The following is a 19122-nucleotide window of genomic DNA, read 5'->3' as shown; positions in this document are numbered from 1 at the left end:
TAACATCTTATAAAATTTAAATACCTATATTCTCCATTTTACATTTTTCATTATCAATTTAATATATTATACCAAATTTTTAATATTGACCCTCAAAAACGGATAAACATCCACTTTTTTATAAATTATTCCAAAAGTTCCTTTAAGTTCGGGAAGTTTTTTAATTTCTTTAATTTCTCCTTCCACCTCAACTTTTAAAGATTTGATTTTATTAGCAATTATAAATTGTTGTGAGCACAATAACTCATTTGCCCTAACAACCCAGTTATCATCACATGCATATACGACACTCCCGTCAAAACTAGGCAGTTCATCAATTTCTTCTAAATTACATTCAAACGTTTTTTCCGTCTCTACAATTTCTTCTAAAATAGGATCACTTGGTTCAAAATAATTAGGAAGATTTATTCCGTTTATTTTAAATCCTCCAAAATCCCTTAAAATTACCAAAAATTTTTTAATATTTTCCAGTTTCGGATGAAGCAAAATATCCTTTCCTATAATTATTTCGCCAATTTCAAGTTTTTCTAAATCAAATTCATCAAAATTACTTTCACTAAATAAATATCCGTCATCCATATCATCAAAATAATCTTTAACCTCTTCGGGCACCTTATCATAAGTAAAATGTTTAGCAATTAAGGCAATTACTGCTTCTTCTGCCATTGGCTCGTAAGTAATTGAATCTTTGTATTTAATTGGATGCAAAAAAACATCGGCTTTAATATTTTTTAAAGGCAGGTTTCCTATTGAAATTTTCATATTTTTTCCTTATACAGATTTTGAAAAAACTTTTTGATTTTTCATTTTCTTAAAATATTCATCAAAAGGAAGCACTATATTTCTAATTAATAAACTTCCCGTTCTGTTCACTTTTATTTTCTCAGGTGTGATTTCAACAAGTCCCGCATCCACAAATTCCTGAAGTTCTTTCATTTCATTTTCAAATTTTTCAAAAAAGTTAATATCAAATTTTTCTTCAAATCTTTTAATATCAAAACTGAAATTTGCCATCATTTCCATTATTACATATTTTCTGATTTTATCTTCTTCATTTAATATCACACCCCTGAATACCGGAAGTTTTCCTTCATCTATGGCTTTTTCATAATTTTTTAAATCTTTATAATTTTGAAAATATGCGTTTTCAGTCTCACTGATAGAAGTAAGCCCTATACCTATTAAATCAGCTCCGCCTTTTGTGGTATATCCCTGAAAGTTTCTGTGAAGTTCGCCTTTTTCTATAGCTTTAAAAAGTTCATCTTCAGGTTTTGCAAAATGGTCCATTCCAACCATTATATACCCGTTGTTTTCAAAAAAATCTATTGTATATTTAAAAATTTTAAGATTCTCCTCCGGGCTTGGAAGAGTGGTCTCATCAATTTTTCTCATACCTTTTTTAAGCCAAGGCACATGTGCGTAATTGAACACCGCAAGTCTGTCAGGATTTAATTTTATTACTTTTTCAAGCGTTTTTTTAAATGTATCCAAACTTTGATAAGGTAGGCCGTAAATCAAATCTATGTTTATAGATTTAATTCCAGCATCTCTTGCAATATCTACGGCTTCTTTTGTTATTTCAAAAGGCTGGATTCTGTTTACCGCTTTTTGTGTTTCTTCATTAAAATCCTGAACTCCGAAACTGATCCTGTTTATACCGTATTTTTTCATAACATCCATATGAGCTTTACTAAAAAATCTAGGATCAATCTCTACACTTATTTCTGCATCATTTTCAAAATTTTTAAAATAGGTATAAATTAGCTCATAAACTTCTTCAAGTTCTTCCGGGGTAAAAAATGTTGGAGTCCCTCCACCGAAATGAAGCTGTCTTACCATTCTATTTGTATCAAGATATTTGCTTAAAATTTTAAGTTCTTTTGCTAAATATTCTATATAACGCTTTCTTTTATCAGCTTTGCTTGTATAAACCACATTACAGCCGCAAAAATAACAAGCACTCCTGCAAAAAGGCAAATGAAAATATAGACTGAGCGGTTTATCGCTTTTAAATTCATCTATTATATCCTCAGGTGCCAAATCTTTAAACTCAACTGCAGTAGGATAAGAAGTATATCTTGGAGCGTGTCTTGAATATTTGGCAAGTTTTTCAAAATCTATTTTTTCATTAATCATTTTCTACCTTTTAATTATCCATTTTTCCACTTTACATTATCCGTTTTTATAAAAATTCTCTGGCAAATTCCTTACCTGCTTCTTTCCATTCATCAAAAGCAATAACAACTTCTTTTTTAATAAGTTCATCATCTCTTTGAAGCACAGCTTTAATTTTAATAGAATCATCAGGCATTATTTTTGCATTTACACCAACCGGTGCATGACATCCAAGATTTAAGGTGTCTACAAAATCCCTTTCAATACTGACTTCTACAAAAGTTCTTAAATCATTAAGAGGTTTTACGGCCTCAATAATTTTTTCATCATTAATAGTTTCAATCCCTAAAGCCCCTTGACCCATAGCAGGAATTATCACATCTGTATCAATTATTTCAAGATATTTTACCGCTTTTTTAAGTCCCAGTCTTTTAACTCCTGCATGAGCTAAAATAATTGCGTCATATTCACCGTTTTTTAATTTATTAATTCTTGTATCAACATTTCCTCTTAAATCCGCAATTATCAAATCATTCCTAAACGCTTTAATCTGCATTGCACGTCTTATAGAACTTGTTCCGACAACTGCATTAAAAGGAAGATCCGCCAGTGTTTCAAATGTTTCAGATAGAAACACATCTTCTACCGATTCCCTTTTTGGAACTGCTGCAAGAGTAAAATGTTCTGTGTCATACTGAGTTGGAAAATCTTTAAGTGAATGCACTGCAATTTGGGCTTCGCCGTTTAAAAGAGCCTCTTCAACCTCTTTAATAAAAAGCCCTTTTCCACCAATTTCAATTAAAGGTTTATCTAAAATTTTATCTCCTGTTGTAGTTACAATTTTAAGTTCTACTTCATGCCCTAAACTTTCAAGTCTTGCTTTTACCCATTCCGCTTGCCAAAGAGCAAGTTTACTACCACGAGTTGCTATTGTTAACTTCATTCTTATCCTTTAAATTTTTTGCAAATTATACATTAATTTTTCATTTTACACTTTTAATTTTTAACCTAATATTTTTGCCGCGTCTTTGCTGTGGTAACTGATTATCATATCAGCTCCCGCTCTTTTAAAACTTGTTAAGATTTCCATCATCAAAGAATCATAATCCATCCAACCATTCATACTTGCCGCTTTTACCATAGAATACTCTCCGCTTACATTATATACACAAAGAGGTTTTAAAGTGTTTTCTTTTACTTCTTTTATTATATCCATAAAAGCAAGTGCCGGTTTTACCATTAATATATCAGCACCCTGTGCTTCATCTATAAGACTCTCTAAGAGAGCCTCTCTTGAATTTGCTATGTCCATCTGATATGTTTTTCTGTCTTTTGGCAGATATTCATTTGCCACAGGCGCACTCTCTGCCGCATCCCTGAAAGGTCCGTAAAAAGCACTTGCAAATTTTGTAGAATAACTCATAATAGGAATATGAGAAAATCCGTTATTATCAAGGGCTTCTCTGAGAGTCTCAATAATATTATCCATCATTCCGCTTGGTGCTATCATATCAGCCCCGGCCTCGGCATGAATTAAAGCCTGCTTTGCACTGATTTCAAGGGTTGCGTCATTATCAACAGTTTTTAGTTTAGGATTTATTATTCCGCAGTGACCGTGTTCTGTAAATTCACAAAAGCATAAATCTGTAATAATTGCTATTTTATCTCCAAAAGTCTCTTTAGCTTTTCTTACACTTCTGGCAATCAAACCTTCTTCATCCAATGCATCACTTCCAACTGAATCTTTTAATTTTGGAATTCCAAAAAGTATAACCGCTTTTATTCCTAGATCTATACATTCAGCAATTTCATCTAAAAAAGCATTCTCTCCGTTTTGATAAATTCCCGGCATTGAAGGAATTTCATTTTTACCATCAAGTCCCTCTTTTATAAAAACAGGCATAATTAAATCATTTTTTGTTACAAAATTTTCCCTGACCAAATCCCTTATATTAGAATTAAGTCTAAGTCTTCTTAAATTCATAAACACTCCTTACATTTTCCATTATCCATTTTCAATTATACATTATTTAGCAGTTATTTCTTTACACAAATCAACAAAATATTTTGCATTTTCAACCGGTACATCAGGCAGAATTCCATGTCCTAAATTAAAAATATGCCTGTGTCCTTTCATAACAGAAGCTATTTTTTCAACAGCTTCTTTTGTTGCACTTTTTGAATATAGTCTTGTGGGTTCCATATTCCCCTGAAGAGTATAATTGTCTTTAAATATTCCCAAAGCATAATCTATTGGTGTATTCCAGTCAACCCCTAATACATCAAATTCCCCGTCCATATCGCTCATATAAAGTCCAACGCCTTTACTGAATAAAATTACAGGTACATCAGGATATTTTTCTTTTATCTCTTTTGCTATTGTTTTCATATAATTCCAGGAAAATTCAAAAAATTTATCTCTCTCAAGTGCACCACCCCAGCTGTCAAACACCATTACGGCATTTGCACCGGCTTCTATTTGACTAGACAAATACTCAATTGTCTCTTTTGTATTAAATGCTAATAGTCTGTGGAGCATCATAGGATTTGTATAAACAATTTTTTTTATTTTTGCATATTGTTTACTTCCTCTTCCTTCAACCATATAAGTGGCAATAGTCCAAGGACTTCCGGCAAAGCCTATTAACGCTTTTTCCCTGTCTAGTTCTGCTCTTATTAATTTTACAGCTTCATAAACATATGAAATCTTTTTATCTGCATTGCTGTCTAGTTTTTCAATATCCTCTTCATTATCTATTGTTTTTTCAAAAACAGGGCCTACACCTTTTTCAAATCTTAAAGGAAGACCCATTTCCATTGGAAGATTGAGAATATCACTGAATAAAATGGCGGCATCCACGTTAAGGCGTCTTACCGGCTGAATTGTGACTTCCGCTGCAATCTCAGGATTTTTTGTCATATCCAAAAAATTTCCAACTTTTTTTCTTATTTCCATATATTCAGGCAGATACCTTCCAGCTTGTCTCATCATCCAAACAGGAGTATAAGGAGTTTTTTTCCCAAAACATGCATCAATAAAAATCATATTTTTCCTTTCATTTTTCATTTATAACTTTTTCTATTAATTGTCAATTTTACGTTTTTCAATATTAACTATTTGAGTATTCCCTTATCCATATGATATTCACATTTATTAATATCTAAGATATCACCTTTTATTCCAAAAAGTCTTTTTAAAGATGATACTAAAATATCGACTTCTGGTGAATCGGCCATTTTTCTAAGAGTCAAATTCGGATTGTGTAAAAATCTTTTAAATGCATTATGAAGTATTTTTTCAACATCTTCTTCATATTCAGCTGGAATATATTTTTTCTTCACCGCATTTTTTAAAGACATAGTAGCACATTCTTTCGCTTTGTCTTGCAAAAATTTTATTACCGGCTCTATTGATACAGACTGAAGATATTTGTAAAATTCTACAACACATTTTTCTATTAAATCATTAGCAAAAACAAGCTCTTTTTTTCTTTTTCTGAGGTTTTCCTCAGAAATATTTTTTAAATCATCAACTTTGATTATTTCTACATTCGTACATTCGACATTTTCTATATCACAAGGGATTGCCAAATCAAACCATATTCTTTTATAAGAGGTGTCTTTAATAAATTCATTTTTAATAATCGGTTCTTTTGAAGCTGTTGCTGAAAAAAGAAGTCTGTAATTATTTATAAGTTTTGGAAGCTTTTCCAAAGGATGAACATCAATATTAACTTCATCCCCTAATTCTTCTTTCAGGGCAAATGCATTTTCAACCGTTCTGTTTACCAATATTATATTAACACCCTCTTTTATTAAATTTTTGCAAACAATTTTTGCCGTATCACCGACACCTACAACAACCGCTGAATATCCGCTTAGATCATTCAATTTTTCTTTTGCTTTTTTTACAGCGATGGAAGCTACTGAGACAGGTTCGCTTGAAATCTGTGTTTGGTTTCTTACTTTCTTAGCACATTTAAAAGAAAAATGAATAAGTCTTGTCAAATCCTGAGCCATATAATGTTTTTCATAACTTTCCATAAAAGCCTCTTTTAGCTGCCCTGTAATCTGAGCCTCACCCACCACCATTGAATCAAGACTTGCAGCAACCCTGAAAGTATGCCTTATCGCATCTTTTCCTTCATAAATTTCTGCTTTTTTAAATTCTTCTTCATCTATAACTTTAGAAAAAATATTTTTATACAGTTCGTTTAAATCATATTTTTTATCAAAATAAACTTCAAATCTGTTACATGTACTTAAAACCATAACCTCTTTATAATTTTTAAAATCTTCTAATTTAAGTTTTGCTAACTTTCCCCTAAGAGTTATATCTGAATTTCTATAGTTAAAACTAATTATAAAATACATTTTAAGCCTTTGGTGAATATTCGTTTTGTTTAATTTCTATAGGCTTATTAATTTTTTGATAAAAATATGAAACAAGACCCGCAATAACAACAGCAAACCAGGCACCCATTCCGGCAAAAATAATATTAATCCAGCCGTATCCCTCAGTTACACCCTGACCATAACTGTGAAGACCCTGGGCAATATAGAAATTTACTCCAAAATATGTCATTAATATAAAAAAGAAACTTAAAAATGCCAACAGTGAAAAGATAAATTCACTTCTTAATTTTGGCATCATTTTAGCATGAATCACTACTGCATAAACTACCATTGAAATTAAACTCCAAGTCTCTTTCGGGTCCCAAGACCAATATCTACCCCAGCTTTCATTTGCCCAAACTCCACCTAAAAATGTACCAATACTAAGAAGTGCGAGTCCTATATATAAGGCAATATAAATAATATTGTTAAATTCAATAATTTGTTTGTGTAATTTTTCTTTATTTACAGCAAATAAAATTAAATTAAGAAAACCTAACATCGCACCGACAGCCAAAAATCCGTAACTTGATGTAATTACTGCAACATGAACCAAAAGCCAGTAAGATTTAAGCACCGGTACCAAATTGGTAATCTGAGGATCAATGTTGTTTAAGTGCGCAACCATCATAAACATACCGGCCACAAATAACCCGGCACCAAGGGCAAGCATTGATTTTCTGAAAAATACAAGCGATGCAAAAGCGGCACCCCACGCTATAAATATAATGGATTCATAAGCATCAGACCAAGGGGCATGACCAGCAACATACCATCTAAGACCCATGTTAAATGTATGAAGTAATAAAGCCAGAGCTCCTAAAATAACAAAAACTGTTTCAATTTTTGGATATTTTTTCAGTCTTAAAACTTCAATAAATCCTAAAATAATAACTAAAAGTCCAAGAGTAGAATATATCCCTATCAGTTTAGGGAAAATTTGCCAGTGATTATATTTTATTTCCCATTCAATTTTATTTTTGCTAGGCAGTATTTCCGGAGTATAAGTTTTCTGAAAATCATATATTTCATTTGCAGCTTTTTTTAATTTTTCAAGATTATATGTTTTAATTGAATCAACCAATAAATTAAAACTGTTTAAATATGCCCTAGCACTGAATGGGTCTATCATTCCTTTTGTTACACTCTCCTGAATCTGATAAGGGGAAAACCACATATAATTCATTTTTTTAGAACTTGGTGTCGGATAAATTTTAAAAATCTGGGCGGTATAAATCATAAATGAAACATAAACCCTTTCATTAAGTTTTATCCATTCCCTATCTATCTGAGACTTCTCGGCATCAGGTTTATTAAATGCTGCATCTACTTCTTTTGAAAATTTAAAATCACCGTTTTCATTAAAAAATGCAGTGTACGGAGCATATTTTCCTCTTAAATTTAATTTTTTTCTGATTAACGGGTGTCCCACATAAATTAAAGGAAGTTTTTGAAATTCCGCCGGAAATGCTAGCATACCCATAACAATTTGATTATAATCCATTCCAAGTAGTTTATATTTCTTGGTTATTTTATGTATTAAATCCAAATCAAGTGTGTCAACAGGCTCCACTCTTCCGCTTTTTTGCACTAAAATTCTTTCAAATGCATTTTCAAGAGGTTTTGATTTTTGAGCAAAAGTATTAATATCAAAAGCCTTTAAATTATAAGGCAACATTATAAATAAAAACAAAGCAAAAAGCCCGCTTGTTTTTAGTTTTTTAACCGTAATCATAAATCTGCTTTTTTTATAAAACATACTTGCAAAAAATCCTATTGCCATTAACAAATATCCGAGATACGTAACATACATTCCGGGATCGTGGTTTACAGCCAGAATACTTCCCTGACCATCCGGATCGTAACTTGCCTGATAAAACCTATAGCCTTTATAAACCAAAATATGATTCATATAAATATGATATTTGAATTTTTTATCTCCGTCTATAATTGTTACGTAACTGTCATAACTGCTTGGCTGCATACTGCCTGGATAATGTTTAAGTACAAATTTATCAAGTCTTACCGTAAAACCTAAATTTTTCACTTCTATATCCGTAGGTCTGGCTCTGTTTTTAATTACAGTAATCTTATTTGCACTCTCTCCGTTTCTTAAATGTAAATTTCCCTCATACCCGAAATATCTTGTAATTGCAGCACCAAGCAAAATAATAATTACTGAGAGATGAAGAAGAAAAACAGGTGCTTTTTTATATGTTTTATATCTAAACATAACACCAACTAAATTAATACCCAAAAGCCACATAATAAATTCAAACCATTTTGTTCCATAAACATATTGCCAAGCCTGTAAATCAGTTTTTAATAAAGTTGCAGTTCCCATTGCAATTATAAAAAATAAAGAAAGAATTAAAGCAAGTTCCAAAGAGAAGAAAAAATTATATATTTTCTTTATCATTTACCAGCCTTATAATTTTGGTTTACTTCTTGCAGAATTTTTAAAAATGTTTGGGGAGGTCTGGCTCCGATCATTCTAAAATAAAGTTCACCATTAGGTTTTACAAATAAAATTGTGGGAGTAAATCCTGTAAAATAATTTTGAATTATTAAAGGCAAATTATCTTGATCCGCTAAATAAAATACCGATATGAAATTTTTATTAATATATCCTGCTATTTTATCATCTGTGTAAACTTTTGTTGCCAAATATTGACACGGGGGACAATGTGAGAGAGAAATATCCACCATTATCAGTTTGTTTTCTTTTGCAGCCAGATTCTGTGCCGTGTTAAAACCCATCGCCCAATTGATTTTACCACTCCAATCAATTGCAAATGCAAATACAGCTATCATTATAAAAAGCAATTTTTTCATACTTGACCTTTTTTTGGTATTGTAACAAAAAAAAATGAAAGAAAAAAGAAAAATCTATTATATTATTTTTCTTCGGAAGAAAGTGTTTCTAAAAGATTTGGATGCGCAAAACTCGGCATTGTATAATCATTATGACATTTTGTACAGCTTACTTTTTCACCTTTTTCTTTAGGTTCCCAATAATACTGTTTATGTAATTTTTGGATATTTTCATCAAGTCCTAAAACATGATCTTTGTCTTTAAGCTCTTCAATTCCTTTATGACAATGTAAACACGCATTATCATATACATAATGTTTCATTTCCCAGAAATTTTCTTTAAAATCCACTCTTTTAATAAGACCGATATGAGCCATTGCATCTCTTGTACCACTTATTCCTTTGGTTATCAAATATGAAATCAAGCTTGAATGGTCTAAATGACAATCAGTACAATGATGCGCTGCAAATCCGTGAGGATTGTTTCCACCATGTACACTGAATTCAAAACTCTCAACCATCGGTTTCATTTCATGACAGCTTCCACAAAACTGAGGTTTACCTGTAACATCTACCATTACCGCTGCAAAATAAGAAATTCCAAGACCTATAATCGCACCTATAATTAATGCACCAAGTGTTGTTTTTTTCATAAAAATCCTTTTTTATTTGAATTATATTTTTTTTATGTGCTAAAAAAGTGCTTTTTAAACTTTTATTACAAAAACAGCTCCATTTTTTGAATTATAGGCATACAAATTACCGTTAAAATGTTTTGTAATAATAATTTTGCTCATATAAAGACCGATTCCCGTTCCTTGAGATTGAAATTTAGTTGTAAAATACGGTTCAAATATTTTATCAATAATTTCTTTTCTAATACCTCCGGCATTATCTTCTATTTCAATAACATTACCGATTTTAATCCAGATTTTTTTATTTTTTATATTTCTTTCATTCAAAACATCAATTGCATTGTTTATTATATTCATAATTACTTGCAAAAATTCGTTCTTAAAACCATAAATGGTCTTCTCCCCCTCTTCAATTATTTCAACATCAATATTATAATTTTTAAGTCGTCCGTCAAGTAAAAATAATACCTCTTTTACAGATTCATTTACGATGAAATCCGTTTTTTCTTTGTCCTCTTTAAAAAAATTCCTAAAATCATCTATTGTTTTAGACATATACTCTATCTGTTTCATTGCTTTATGTTTAAAATTTTCAATATATTTTTCATCAATTCTGTTTTTTTTATATGCAATTTCAAGATTTTGTATAAGCAAGGATAAATGTGTTAAAGGATGTCTCCATTGATGAGCGATGTTTCCAAGCATTTCTCCAAGTGCAGCCAGTTTTGATTGTTGCATTAAAAGTTGTTCGTTTTCTTTTACTTTTTGAACTTCTTCATTAATTTTTTTATCAAGTTCACTGTAATAATTATACAATGGCTTTGAGAAAAAAACACCAAGAGGGACTGCAACAAAAACCGATAGAATTATCATTATAATTGCCAATTTTTTAGAAATGTTACTTGTTTCTTTAATCAATTTTTTATTTTGTAAAAATACAATTTTATAATTATTGTTAATATTCATAACATAAATGTCATCACTGATAAATCCGTGGTCTTTTTTTATTAAATCAACAACAGGATAGCCGTAAATGTCATAAATTGTTTTTGCCTGACTGAAATCACTGTATAATATTTTGCCGTTTGTATCGATTACCAAAATATTAAACATATCACTGTATTTTTCAAAAAAATTAGGATATTTATATATAATATGTAGTATTTTATTACTTTTAATAGGTAAAAAAACATTAAAAATTAAACTGTTTTTTTCAATTTTTTCTTTAATTAAGATATTTTTAATTTTCTTCAATTTAGATGTATTTATGTTACAGGTTATTTCATTGTTTGTTTTTTTACAATAAATATTTCGTCTATTTTTGGTCAAAGAAATTTTTTTAATACTGTCTTCACTTGAAAGTATTAATTTAAACACAGAAAAAATTAAATTTTCATTTACATTAAATTCACTTGAGATTAAAGGACTTTTGGAAATTGAAACAGTTTTTTGTAAAACCTGGTTTTTCTTCTTATTGTAATCTTTAATTAAATTTTTAGAATATAAAATAATATTTTGTTGGAAATTCTGAGTTGCAATATTATTAAAGAAAAAAATACTAACATATATTACAATTACAATAATTAAGAAAGCAAATAAAAAAAATGCTATGATTAAATCAAATTTAAATTCACTGTTTCTTTTCAATTTTATATCCACACCCTCTTACATTTTTTATAAAGTTTTCTTTTAATTTATTCCTAAGTTTCTTTACCTGAGTCCTTAATGTATTATCACAGATTGATTTTTCCTCCCATACATAATTTTTAATCGTTTCACTGTCTACTACATTGTTTATGTTTTTAACTAAAATTTCCAAAAAATATTTCTCATTAGGAGTCAATTCCACTTCTTCATTTTTATAAAAAAGTTTTAATTTTTTAATATCAAAAGAATAATCATCTGTTATTTTTATTCTGTCAGTTTTTTTAAAAACTAGTCTTTTAACCCTGAGTTCAAGTTCTTTAAGTTCAAATGGTTTTTTTATGTAATCGGCAGCTCCTATATTAAAAGCCTTTTCAACATGGTCTACATCCGAATAAGCCGTAATAAATATTACAGGTGAAGAAGAGTAATTTTTTAATTCATTATAAAACTCATACCCGTTCATTTCAGGCATATTGATATCTATTAAAAAAATATCGTAATGATCCGGATAAATTTCTTCAAGTGCCTTTTTCGGTGAAGAATAATAATCAACTTTACTTCCGTTCATTTCAAAATATTCTTTGATACTCTCACCTATAAATTCATCATCTTCCACAAGCAATATTTTCATAAATAACCTTTTTTTAAAAAAAATTGTACCATAAAAGTGCCTTTAAAGTGCTTAAAATATTAATTTTTGTTTAAAAATTGCCACATTTTTATTTTAAAGTAGTATCATAATAGTGTTAAAAAGCAAAAAAGGAGTGCTTATGTCAATGACAAGAAGAGATTTTTTAAAAACAACTGCAGCCGTAGCAGCAGCAAGCGCAGCTGGAATAACTGTTCCAGAAGAAGCTAAAGCGGCAGCAGAAGCTGGTGAAGCTGGATGGCAATGGGATAAAGCTGTTTGCCGTTTCTGTGGTACTGGATGCGGTATTATGGTTGCTACAAAAAACGGAAAAATCGTAGCGGTAAAAGGGGATCCTGAAGCTCCTGTAAACAGAGGAATTAACTGTATTAAAGGTTATTTTAATGCAAAAATTATGTACGGAGCTGACAGATTAACACAACCTCTTTTAAGACTTAATGAAAATGGTGAATTTGATAAAAATGCACCATTTAGACCGGTAAGCTGGAAAAGAGCTTTTGATGAAATGGAGAAACAATTTAAAAAATATTATAATGAATTAGGACCAACTGGTGTAGCAATATTCGGTTCAGGTCAATATACAATTCAAGAAGGTTATGCAGCAGTAAAACTTATTAAAGCTGGTTGGAGAAGTAATAATATCGACCCAAATGCAAGACACTGTATGGCAAGTGCCGTTGTTGGATTTTATCAAACATTCGGTATTGACGAGCCGGCAGGTTGTTATGACGATATAGAACTTACTGACACTGTTATAACATGGGGTGCCAATATGGCGGAAATGCACCCAATTCTTTGGTCAAGGGTATCTGATGCAAAACTAAACAATCCTGATAAATATGTAGTTGTTAACCTTTCAACTTACAGAAATAGATGTTCAAACTTAGCTGATATGGAAATAATCTTTAGACCAAATACAGACCTTGCTATTATGAACTATATTGGTAGAGAAATTTTAAAAAGAAATGCGGTAAACTGGGATTTTGTTAAAAAACATACAATTTTTGCAACAGGTACAGTAGATACCGGTTACGGTATGAGGGAACCAAGTGTTGCTAAAAAACTTGGATATTCTGAAAAAGAAATGCAAACAATTAAAAAACAGGCCGCAAAAGTAGTAACTGATGAAGAAGCAAAAGCATTAAGTGCAATCGGTAAATGGAAAGCCGGTGACACAATGGAAATGACCCATAGAAAAGGTCATGCACCGTTCTTCCACTGGGAAATCAGTTTTGAAGATTTCAAAAAAGCGGTTGAGCCTTATACACTTGATTATGTGGCAAGTGTTGCAAAAGGTGACCCAGATGAAAGTATTGAAAGCTTTAAAGCAAAACTTAAAAAATTAGCTGATTTATACTGCGATCCAAACAGAAAAGTAGTATCTTTCTGGACAATGGGATTCAACCAACATGTAAGAGGTAGCTGGATTAACGAAATAGTTTATATGGTACATTTACTTCTTGGAAAACAATCAGTACCAGGAAGCGGAGCATTTTCACTAACAGGACAACCAAGTGCTTGTGGTACAGCAAGGGAAGTTGGTACATTTGCACACAGACTTCCAGCAGATATGCTTGTAGCCAATCCAAAACATAGAAAAATTACTGAAAAACTTTGGAAAATTCCACATGGAACTCTTAATCCAAAAGTTGGAAGCCATTTTGTAAAAATTATGAGAGATTTGGAACAAGGTAAAATTAAATGGGCTTGGGTTCATGTAAATAACCCTTGGCAAAATACAGCTAACGCTAACCACTGGCTAAAAGCTGCAAGAAAAATGGATAACTTTATCGTTGTAAATGAATGTTATCCAGGAATTAGTGCAAGAGTAGCAGACTTAATTTTACCAGTAGCTATGATTTATGAAAAATGGGGTGCTTATGGTAATGCGGAAAGAAGAACCCAACATTGGAGACAACAAGTTGTAGCCCCAGGTGAAGCAATGACTGATATCTGGACAATAGTAGAATTTTCAAAAAGATTTAAACTAAAAGAAGTATGGAAAGAATGGCCAAAACAAAAACTTCCAAATGTATTAGAAGAAGCAAAAAAAATGGGATATTCACCTGATGACACATTATTTGATGTATTATTCAACAGACCAGAATATCGCAAAAATTTCCCATGGCCAGATCCAATTGCTAAAAATCCTCAAACAGGAAAACTTCATCCAAACACTGAAGCAGCTGGAGACGGCAGAGAAATTATAGGAAGTGACGGTAAACCATTTAAAGGTTACGGATTCTTTATCCAAAAAGCATTATGGGAAGAATATAGAAAATTCGGTGTTGGTCACGGTCACGACTTAGCAGACTTTGATACTTATCATAAAGTAAGAGGACTTAGATGGCCAGTAGTTAACGGAAAAGAAACTAAATGGAGATTTAACACTGAATATGATCCATATGCAAGAAAATTTGCAAAACCTGGTGAAAAATTTGCATTCTACGGACCGCTTTTAAAAACAATTAAAAGAGGTAACTTAGCTCATCCTATTAAATCAATGGGTAAAGTTCATTTGGCAAATAAAGCAAAAATATTCTTCAGACCATTTATGGTTCACCCAGAAGATCCTAAATATGATAAAGACGGATACAACTTCTGGCTATGTACTGGTAGGGTTCTTGAACATTGGCACAGTGGTACAATGACTATGAGAGTACCTGAACTTTACAGAGCAATGCCAGAAGCTCTATGTTATATGAATCCAAAAGACGCTAAAGCTCTTGGACTTAACAGATTTGATTTAGTAGTAATTGAAAGCAGACGTGGTAAAGTTAAAGCAAGAGTTGAAACAAGAGGTAGAAACAAACCACCAAGAGGATTAGTATTCGTACCATGGTTTGATGAAAAAGTATTAATTAATAAAGTGACTCTTGATGCAACATGTCCAATGAGTAAAGAGACTGACTATAAAAAAGCGGCAGTCAAAATTTATAAAGCGTAAAGGTAATATATATTGGATAGAAGACATTTTTTAACTCAAATGGCCCAGGCAGCAGCTGCGTCTGCTGTCGCCGGTACTGTTGTCGGAGCATTTGTGGAAGAAAACAAAGCAAAACAATTAACTCTAAGGCCTCCTGGGGCATTAGATGAAAAAGAGTTTATAAAAACATGCATAAGATGCGGTCAATGCGTTGAAGCATGTAAAAACAGAGAAAATAAAGTGATTGTTGATGGAAAAGAAATTGATACATTAAAACTGGCGGCACCTGGAGATAATGCTCCAATCGGAACACCTTTTTTCATAGCAAGAACGGGGCCTTGTTTTATGTGTGATGACATTCCTTGTATGTATGCATGTCCAACCGGTGCATTAACACCAGAAAAATGCAAAAATGACAAAGGTGAAGTAACAATAGACTCGGCCAAAATGGGTGTTGCGGTAATAGACCCTAGTAGCTGTATAGCTTTTTGGGGTCTTCAATGTACCGCGTGTTACAGAGCATGTCCGGAAATTGATAAAGCTATAACAATTGAATGGAAGCAAAATAAAAGAACAGGAAAACATGCTTATAGAATTCCTGTGGTTCATGAAGAATACTGCACAGGTTGCGGAATGTGTGAAATGGCATGTGTAACTGAAAAAGCAGCCATTAAAATCTTCCCAAGGGAAGTATTCCTTGGAAAAGCTGGTGATAGATATGTTAAAGGCTGGGATATTAAAGATCAACAAAGAGTTAAAAACGCTTCTACTAAAACAACAACTAAAACAGGTAGAAGCAAATTAAATCCTGTTCAAAATCTTAATCAAGGCGTACAATGGGATCAATAATTAAAAATAAATATTTAATTTTAAGACGTATATCCCAGCTTACCATTTTATTTTTGTATTTTGGTGCAAATGCTTACGGTTGGAAAATACTCGTTGGAAATTTAAGCTTATCTAAAATTTTTGATAAGATTCCTTTGACTGACCCATTTGCATTTTTACAGATGCTGTTTGCAGGTGCAGTTATCAGTACAGATATGTTAGTAGGATTTATAATTATTGTTTTATTTTATGGACTAATTGGAGGAAGAGCATTTTGTAGCTGGGTTTGCCCTGTAAATATGATTACTGATTTGGCTGCATGGCTTAGAAGAAAAACTCATCATGAAAAAGACAATTTAATCAGTGCTATGAAAATTAAGCAATTTAGATATTGGTTTGCAGGAATTTTACTTATTATTTCTGCTTTAACAGGTGCAGCTGCATTTGAATTTATAAGCCCTATCGGGATTTTTACAAGAGGTATTGCATTTGGACTCGGATTTGGATGGGTATGGCTGCTTGCAATATTTTTATTTGATACGTTTGTTTTAAAAAACGGATGGTGCGGGCATGTTTGTCCATTAGGAGCAACCTATTCTATAATCGGGGCTAAAAACTTAATCAGAGTAAAACACAATAAAGATAATTGTACAAATTGTGGTAATTGTTTAATGATTTGTCCGGAACCGCAAGTTTTAACTCAAATTATAAATAAAAAAAGTGATTTCATTTCAGGAATCGAATGCACAAATTGCGGAAGATGTATTGAAGTATGTAATGACAATGCTTTAAATTTTTCTATCAGAAATTATATAAAAGGAGAAAAAAATGAAAAAGCTAATAATTAGTACATTAGCGGTAGCTGCAATTTTTACAGGTTGTAATCAAGCTACTACAACAAATAATTCTGTTTCTAAAACAGTAGAAGTAACCGGAGTTAGAAAAAGCAATGTAAATGCTGGAAGCGAAAATTTACCGGTTGTGAAATATACTAACCAAGCACCGGTACCGGGGCAAGTTAAACCTTTTAAAAAATCATTTGTAACAGCACCTCCTATGATCCCTCATAGTGTTGAAGGAATGGTACCTATTACAATAAAAAGCAATATGTGTCTAAACTGCCATATGCCGGCAAGTGCAAAAGCAATGGGCGTGACACCTATGCCAAAAGATCACTTTGTTGATAATTTTGAAGGCGGAAAACATATACAAAGAGTAGCGGGAAGCAGATTCAACTGTACATTATGCCATGCTCCTCAAGCAAAAGTAAATCCGGTTATTGAAAACAAATTCGAAAGTTTAAGAGGAAAATGACAGATAAATCAAAAAGAAATTTTTTTAGGAGAATTTCTTCTCCTAAATCGTTTATTTATCCTCCCTATTATAAAAAAAAAGAAGATTTTATAAACTGCCTGGAATGCAATGACAAAGCATGTATCACAGCATGTCCTGAAAAAATAATTCAAATAATAGACAATATACCTACACTTAATTTTGAAATTAGTGGATGTACTTTTTGCGACGAATGTGCAAAAGTGTGTGACAAAGTTTTAAAATTAGAAAATAAAAAAGATAAATTAAATGCAGAATTTTTAATAAATTATAAAAAATGTCTTGCCTGGAATAATACAATATGTTATTCTTGTCAAGATATTTGTGAGGAAAATGCTGTTAATTTTAAAGGAATGTTTAATCCAATAATAGACCTGGAAAAATGTACAGCATGCGGATTTTGCATAAGTGTTTGCCCAAATGATTCAATAGAAATTATAATTAAGTAAAATATTTTCCAAAAAATTTATTTAAAGGAAAAAAATGAAAAAATTAATAATATTGTTTGTATTAATAATAAATTTACTTGCTTATCAAAAAATTATCTATCCAAGTTATATTTCAAAACTTACTTTTAATCAAAATTTTTTAATTGCCGGACTTGAAAATGGAGATATTATTATCAAAAATTTTCACACATTAAAAGATATTGATAAAATTACTCTTCCTAAAATACATGATTTTATGGACGAACTAACCCCAATGCCAATTTTTTCTCTGGATATTTCACCTGATAATAAAAATTTATTAATTTTGGGACAGGGGGAAAATAATGTAAAAATCATTTATTTGTATAATTTAACATCAAAAAAATTAAAAATAATTTATAAAACAAATGAGAATTTAATAAAAGCCAATTATATCACTAATGATAAAATATTAATTGCAACTCTTGCAGATGAAGCAGTTTTATTCGATTTAAAATCAAAAAAAGAAATTTATCATAAACAAATAGGAAATTATGTTTTTTCAACTTTTGAATTAAATAACAATAAAACCCTGGCAGCTTTCGGAGATGAAAGCGGTAAAATAAATATTATCGAAATTAAATCAGGAAACAAAATAAAAACTATTCAAGGATTTAATAAAGGAAAAACTTTAAGTCTGGATTTTAAAAAATATTTAATTTTAAATGCAAGTGAAGACAGGAAAGTAAGTATTTATAATTTAAAATTTGATTCATTTTCCATTAAAAATGAAGTTAAATTTTTACCTTATGCAGCAGGAATATCTCCTGATTTGAAACTTTTTGCAATTCAATACGACGAAAAAAATGATATAGCAGTATTTGATATGAATAATAAATTAATAAAATTACTAAAAGGTCATACAATGGCTTTAAATGGGTTAAAATTTATAAGTAATCAAGAAATTATAAGTTTTTCACCGGCAGAAGTAATAATTTGGAATTTAAAGGAGAATAAATGAATATTTCAAGCGTAATAGTAAAAACTAAACCTGAACATTATGATGCAGTATACATGAATTTATTGGAAAGTGATTTGTGCGATGTTCATTTTGGTGAGAAAGAAAAAGGAATTATCATAGTCACAATTGAAGGAGAGAGTGTAGAAGAAGAAATTAAAAAAGTTACAGCAATTGAAGATATGCCGTATATTATAAGCGCTAATATGCATATGAGCTACAACGAAGAGGAACTTGATAAATTAAGAGAAGGAATTGATTTAAATAAAACAGTAGAGGAACTAAATACTGAAAAAAAAGCAGAAGAAATAGACTATAAAGGCTCACTTAAAAAGAAATATTAATAAAGTATTAAT

At 30.9% G+C, this 19122-nt stretch carries 18 protein-coding genes; 7 read left to right on the top strand and 11 right to left on the bottom strand.

The features are described 5' to 3' along the window. Positions 1-66: 66 nt before the first annotated feature. From LNAT_RS06200 to LNAT_RS06150, 11 genes are all read right to left on the bottom strand, one after another. Positions 67-762 carry a hypothetical protein gene (locus LNAT_RS06200; RefSeq protein ID WP_096259482.1) on the bottom strand — a complete coding sequence of 232 codons (696 nt, stop codon included), beginning with the start codon at positions 760-762 and terminating at the stop codon, positions 67-69. A gap of 9 nt (positions 763-771) precedes the next feature. After that, positions 772-2136, bottom strand: a complete 1365-nt coding sequence (gene hemN / locus LNAT_RS06195; protein ID WP_096259480.1) for an oxygen-independent coproporphyrinogen III oxidase — start codon at positions 2134-2136, stop codon at positions 772-774. A gap of 46 nt (positions 2137-2182) precedes the next feature. Next, the gene (hemC, locus tag LNAT_RS06190) at positions 2183-3058 is read right to left on the bottom strand and encodes a hydroxymethylbilane synthase (protein ID WP_096259478.1); all 876 of its coding nucleotides are present in this window, start codon (positions 3056-3058) and stop codon (positions 2183-2185) included. Positions 3059-3118: 60 nt separating this feature from the next. Beyond that, entirely contained in the window at positions 3119-4105 is a 987-nt protein-coding gene (gene hemB / locus LNAT_RS06185; protein ID WP_172413513.1) for a porphobilinogen synthase, read from the bottom strand. A gap of 36 nt (positions 4106-4141) precedes the next feature. Further along, positions 4142-5161 (bottom strand): uroporphyrinogen decarboxylase, encoded by a 1020-nt coding sequence (hemE, locus tag LNAT_RS06180; protein ID WP_096259474.1) that lies wholly within the window; start codon positions 5159-5161, stop codon positions 4142-4144. A 68-nt stretch (positions 5162-5229) separates the two neighbouring features. Then, a complete protein-coding gene (hemA, locus tag LNAT_RS06175) occupies positions 5230-6489 on the bottom strand; it encodes a glutamyl-tRNA reductase (RefSeq protein WP_096259472.1) in 1260 nt (419 codons plus the stop codon). Position 6490: 1 nt separating this feature from the next. Then, a complete protein-coding gene (locus LNAT_RS06170; protein ID WP_096259470.1) occupies positions 6491-8929 on the bottom strand; it encodes a cytochrome c biogenesis protein CcsA in 2439 nt (812 codons plus the stop codon). After that, a complete protein-coding gene (locus tag LNAT_RS06165) occupies positions 8926-9345 on the bottom strand; it encodes a thioredoxin family protein (RefSeq protein ID WP_096259468.1) in 420 nt (139 codons plus the stop codon). Before LNAT_RS06165 ends, LNAT_RS06170 begins: the two co-directional genes overlap by 4 nt. A 62-nt stretch (positions 9346-9407) precedes the next feature. Next, positions 9408-9977, bottom strand: a complete 570-nt coding sequence (locus tag LNAT_RS06160) for a cytochrome c3 family protein (protein WP_096259466.1) — start codon at positions 9975-9977, stop codon at positions 9408-9410. 54 nt (positions 9978-10031) lie between these two features. After that, a complete protein-coding gene (locus tag LNAT_RS06155) occupies positions 10032-11606 on the bottom strand; it encodes a sensor histidine kinase (protein WP_096259793.1) in 1575 nt (524 codons plus the stop codon). Beyond that, positions 11590-12237 carry a response regulator transcription factor gene (locus LNAT_RS06150; RefSeq protein WP_096259464.1) on the bottom strand — a complete coding sequence of 216 codons (648 nt, stop codon included), beginning with the start codon at positions 12235-12237 and terminating at the stop codon, positions 11590-11592. Before LNAT_RS06150 ends, LNAT_RS06155 begins: the two co-directional genes overlap by 17 nt. A gap of 139 nt (positions 12238-12376) precedes the next feature. Between LNAT_RS06150 and napA the strand changes: the two genes are divergently transcribed. The 7 genes from napA to LNAT_RS06115 are packed head-to-tail and all read left to right on the top strand — an operon-like array spanning position 12377 to position 19110. Further along, positions 12377-15202, top strand: coding sequence for a nitrate reductase catalytic subunit NapA (gene napA / locus LNAT_RS06145; RefSeq protein ID WP_096259462.1), 2826 nt, complete (start codon positions 12377-12379; stop codon positions 15200-15202). 12 nt (positions 15203-15214) lie between these two features. Continuing rightward, on the top strand, positions 15215-16030 hold the full coding sequence (gene napG, locus LNAT_RS06140) for a ferredoxin-type protein NapG (RefSeq protein ID WP_096259460.1): 816 nt from the start codon (positions 15215-15217) through the stop codon (positions 16028-16030). After that, positions 16018-16857: a quinol dehydrogenase ferredoxin subunit NapH gene (gene napH, locus LNAT_RS06135; RefSeq protein WP_096259458.1), complete on the top strand. Its 840-nt coding sequence runs from the start codon at positions 16018-16020 to the stop codon at positions 16855-16857. The genes napG and napH overlap by 13 nt, the downstream gene beginning before the upstream one ends. Next, positions 16838-17323 (top strand): nitrate reductase cytochrome c-type subunit, encoded by a 486-nt coding sequence (locus LNAT_RS06130; RefSeq protein ID WP_096259456.1) that lies wholly within the window; start codon positions 16838-16840, stop codon positions 17321-17323. The genes napH and LNAT_RS06130 overlap by 20 nt, the downstream gene beginning before the upstream one ends. Continuing rightward, positions 17320-17790: a 4Fe-4S dicluster domain-containing protein gene (locus tag LNAT_RS06125; protein WP_096259454.1), complete on the top strand. Its 471-nt coding sequence runs from the start codon at positions 17320-17322 to the stop codon at positions 17788-17790. The genes LNAT_RS06130 and LNAT_RS06125 overlap by 4 nt, the downstream gene beginning before the upstream one ends. A 34-nt stretch (positions 17791-17824) precedes the next feature. Next, on the top strand, positions 17825-18769 hold the full coding sequence (locus LNAT_RS06120; RefSeq protein ID WP_096259452.1) for a WD40 repeat domain-containing protein: 945 nt from the start codon (positions 17825-17827) through the stop codon (positions 18767-18769). Continuing rightward, on the top strand, positions 18766-19110 hold the full coding sequence (locus LNAT_RS06115; protein WP_096259450.1) for a chaperone NapD: 345 nt from the start codon (positions 18766-18768) through the stop codon (positions 19108-19110). The genes LNAT_RS06120 and LNAT_RS06115 overlap by 4 nt, the downstream gene beginning before the upstream one ends. Positions 19111-19122 lie beyond the last annotated feature (12 nt).

Origin of the sequence: Lebetimonas natsushimae (assembly GCF_002335445.1) — a bacterium.
Classification (GTDB): domain Bacteria; phylum Campylobacterota; class Campylobacteria; order Campylobacterales; family Nautiliaceae; genus Lebetimonas; species Lebetimonas natsushimae.
The sequence above is the reverse complement of the archived record's forward strand: the minus strand, read 5'-3'. Positions and strand labels throughout refer to the sequence as shown.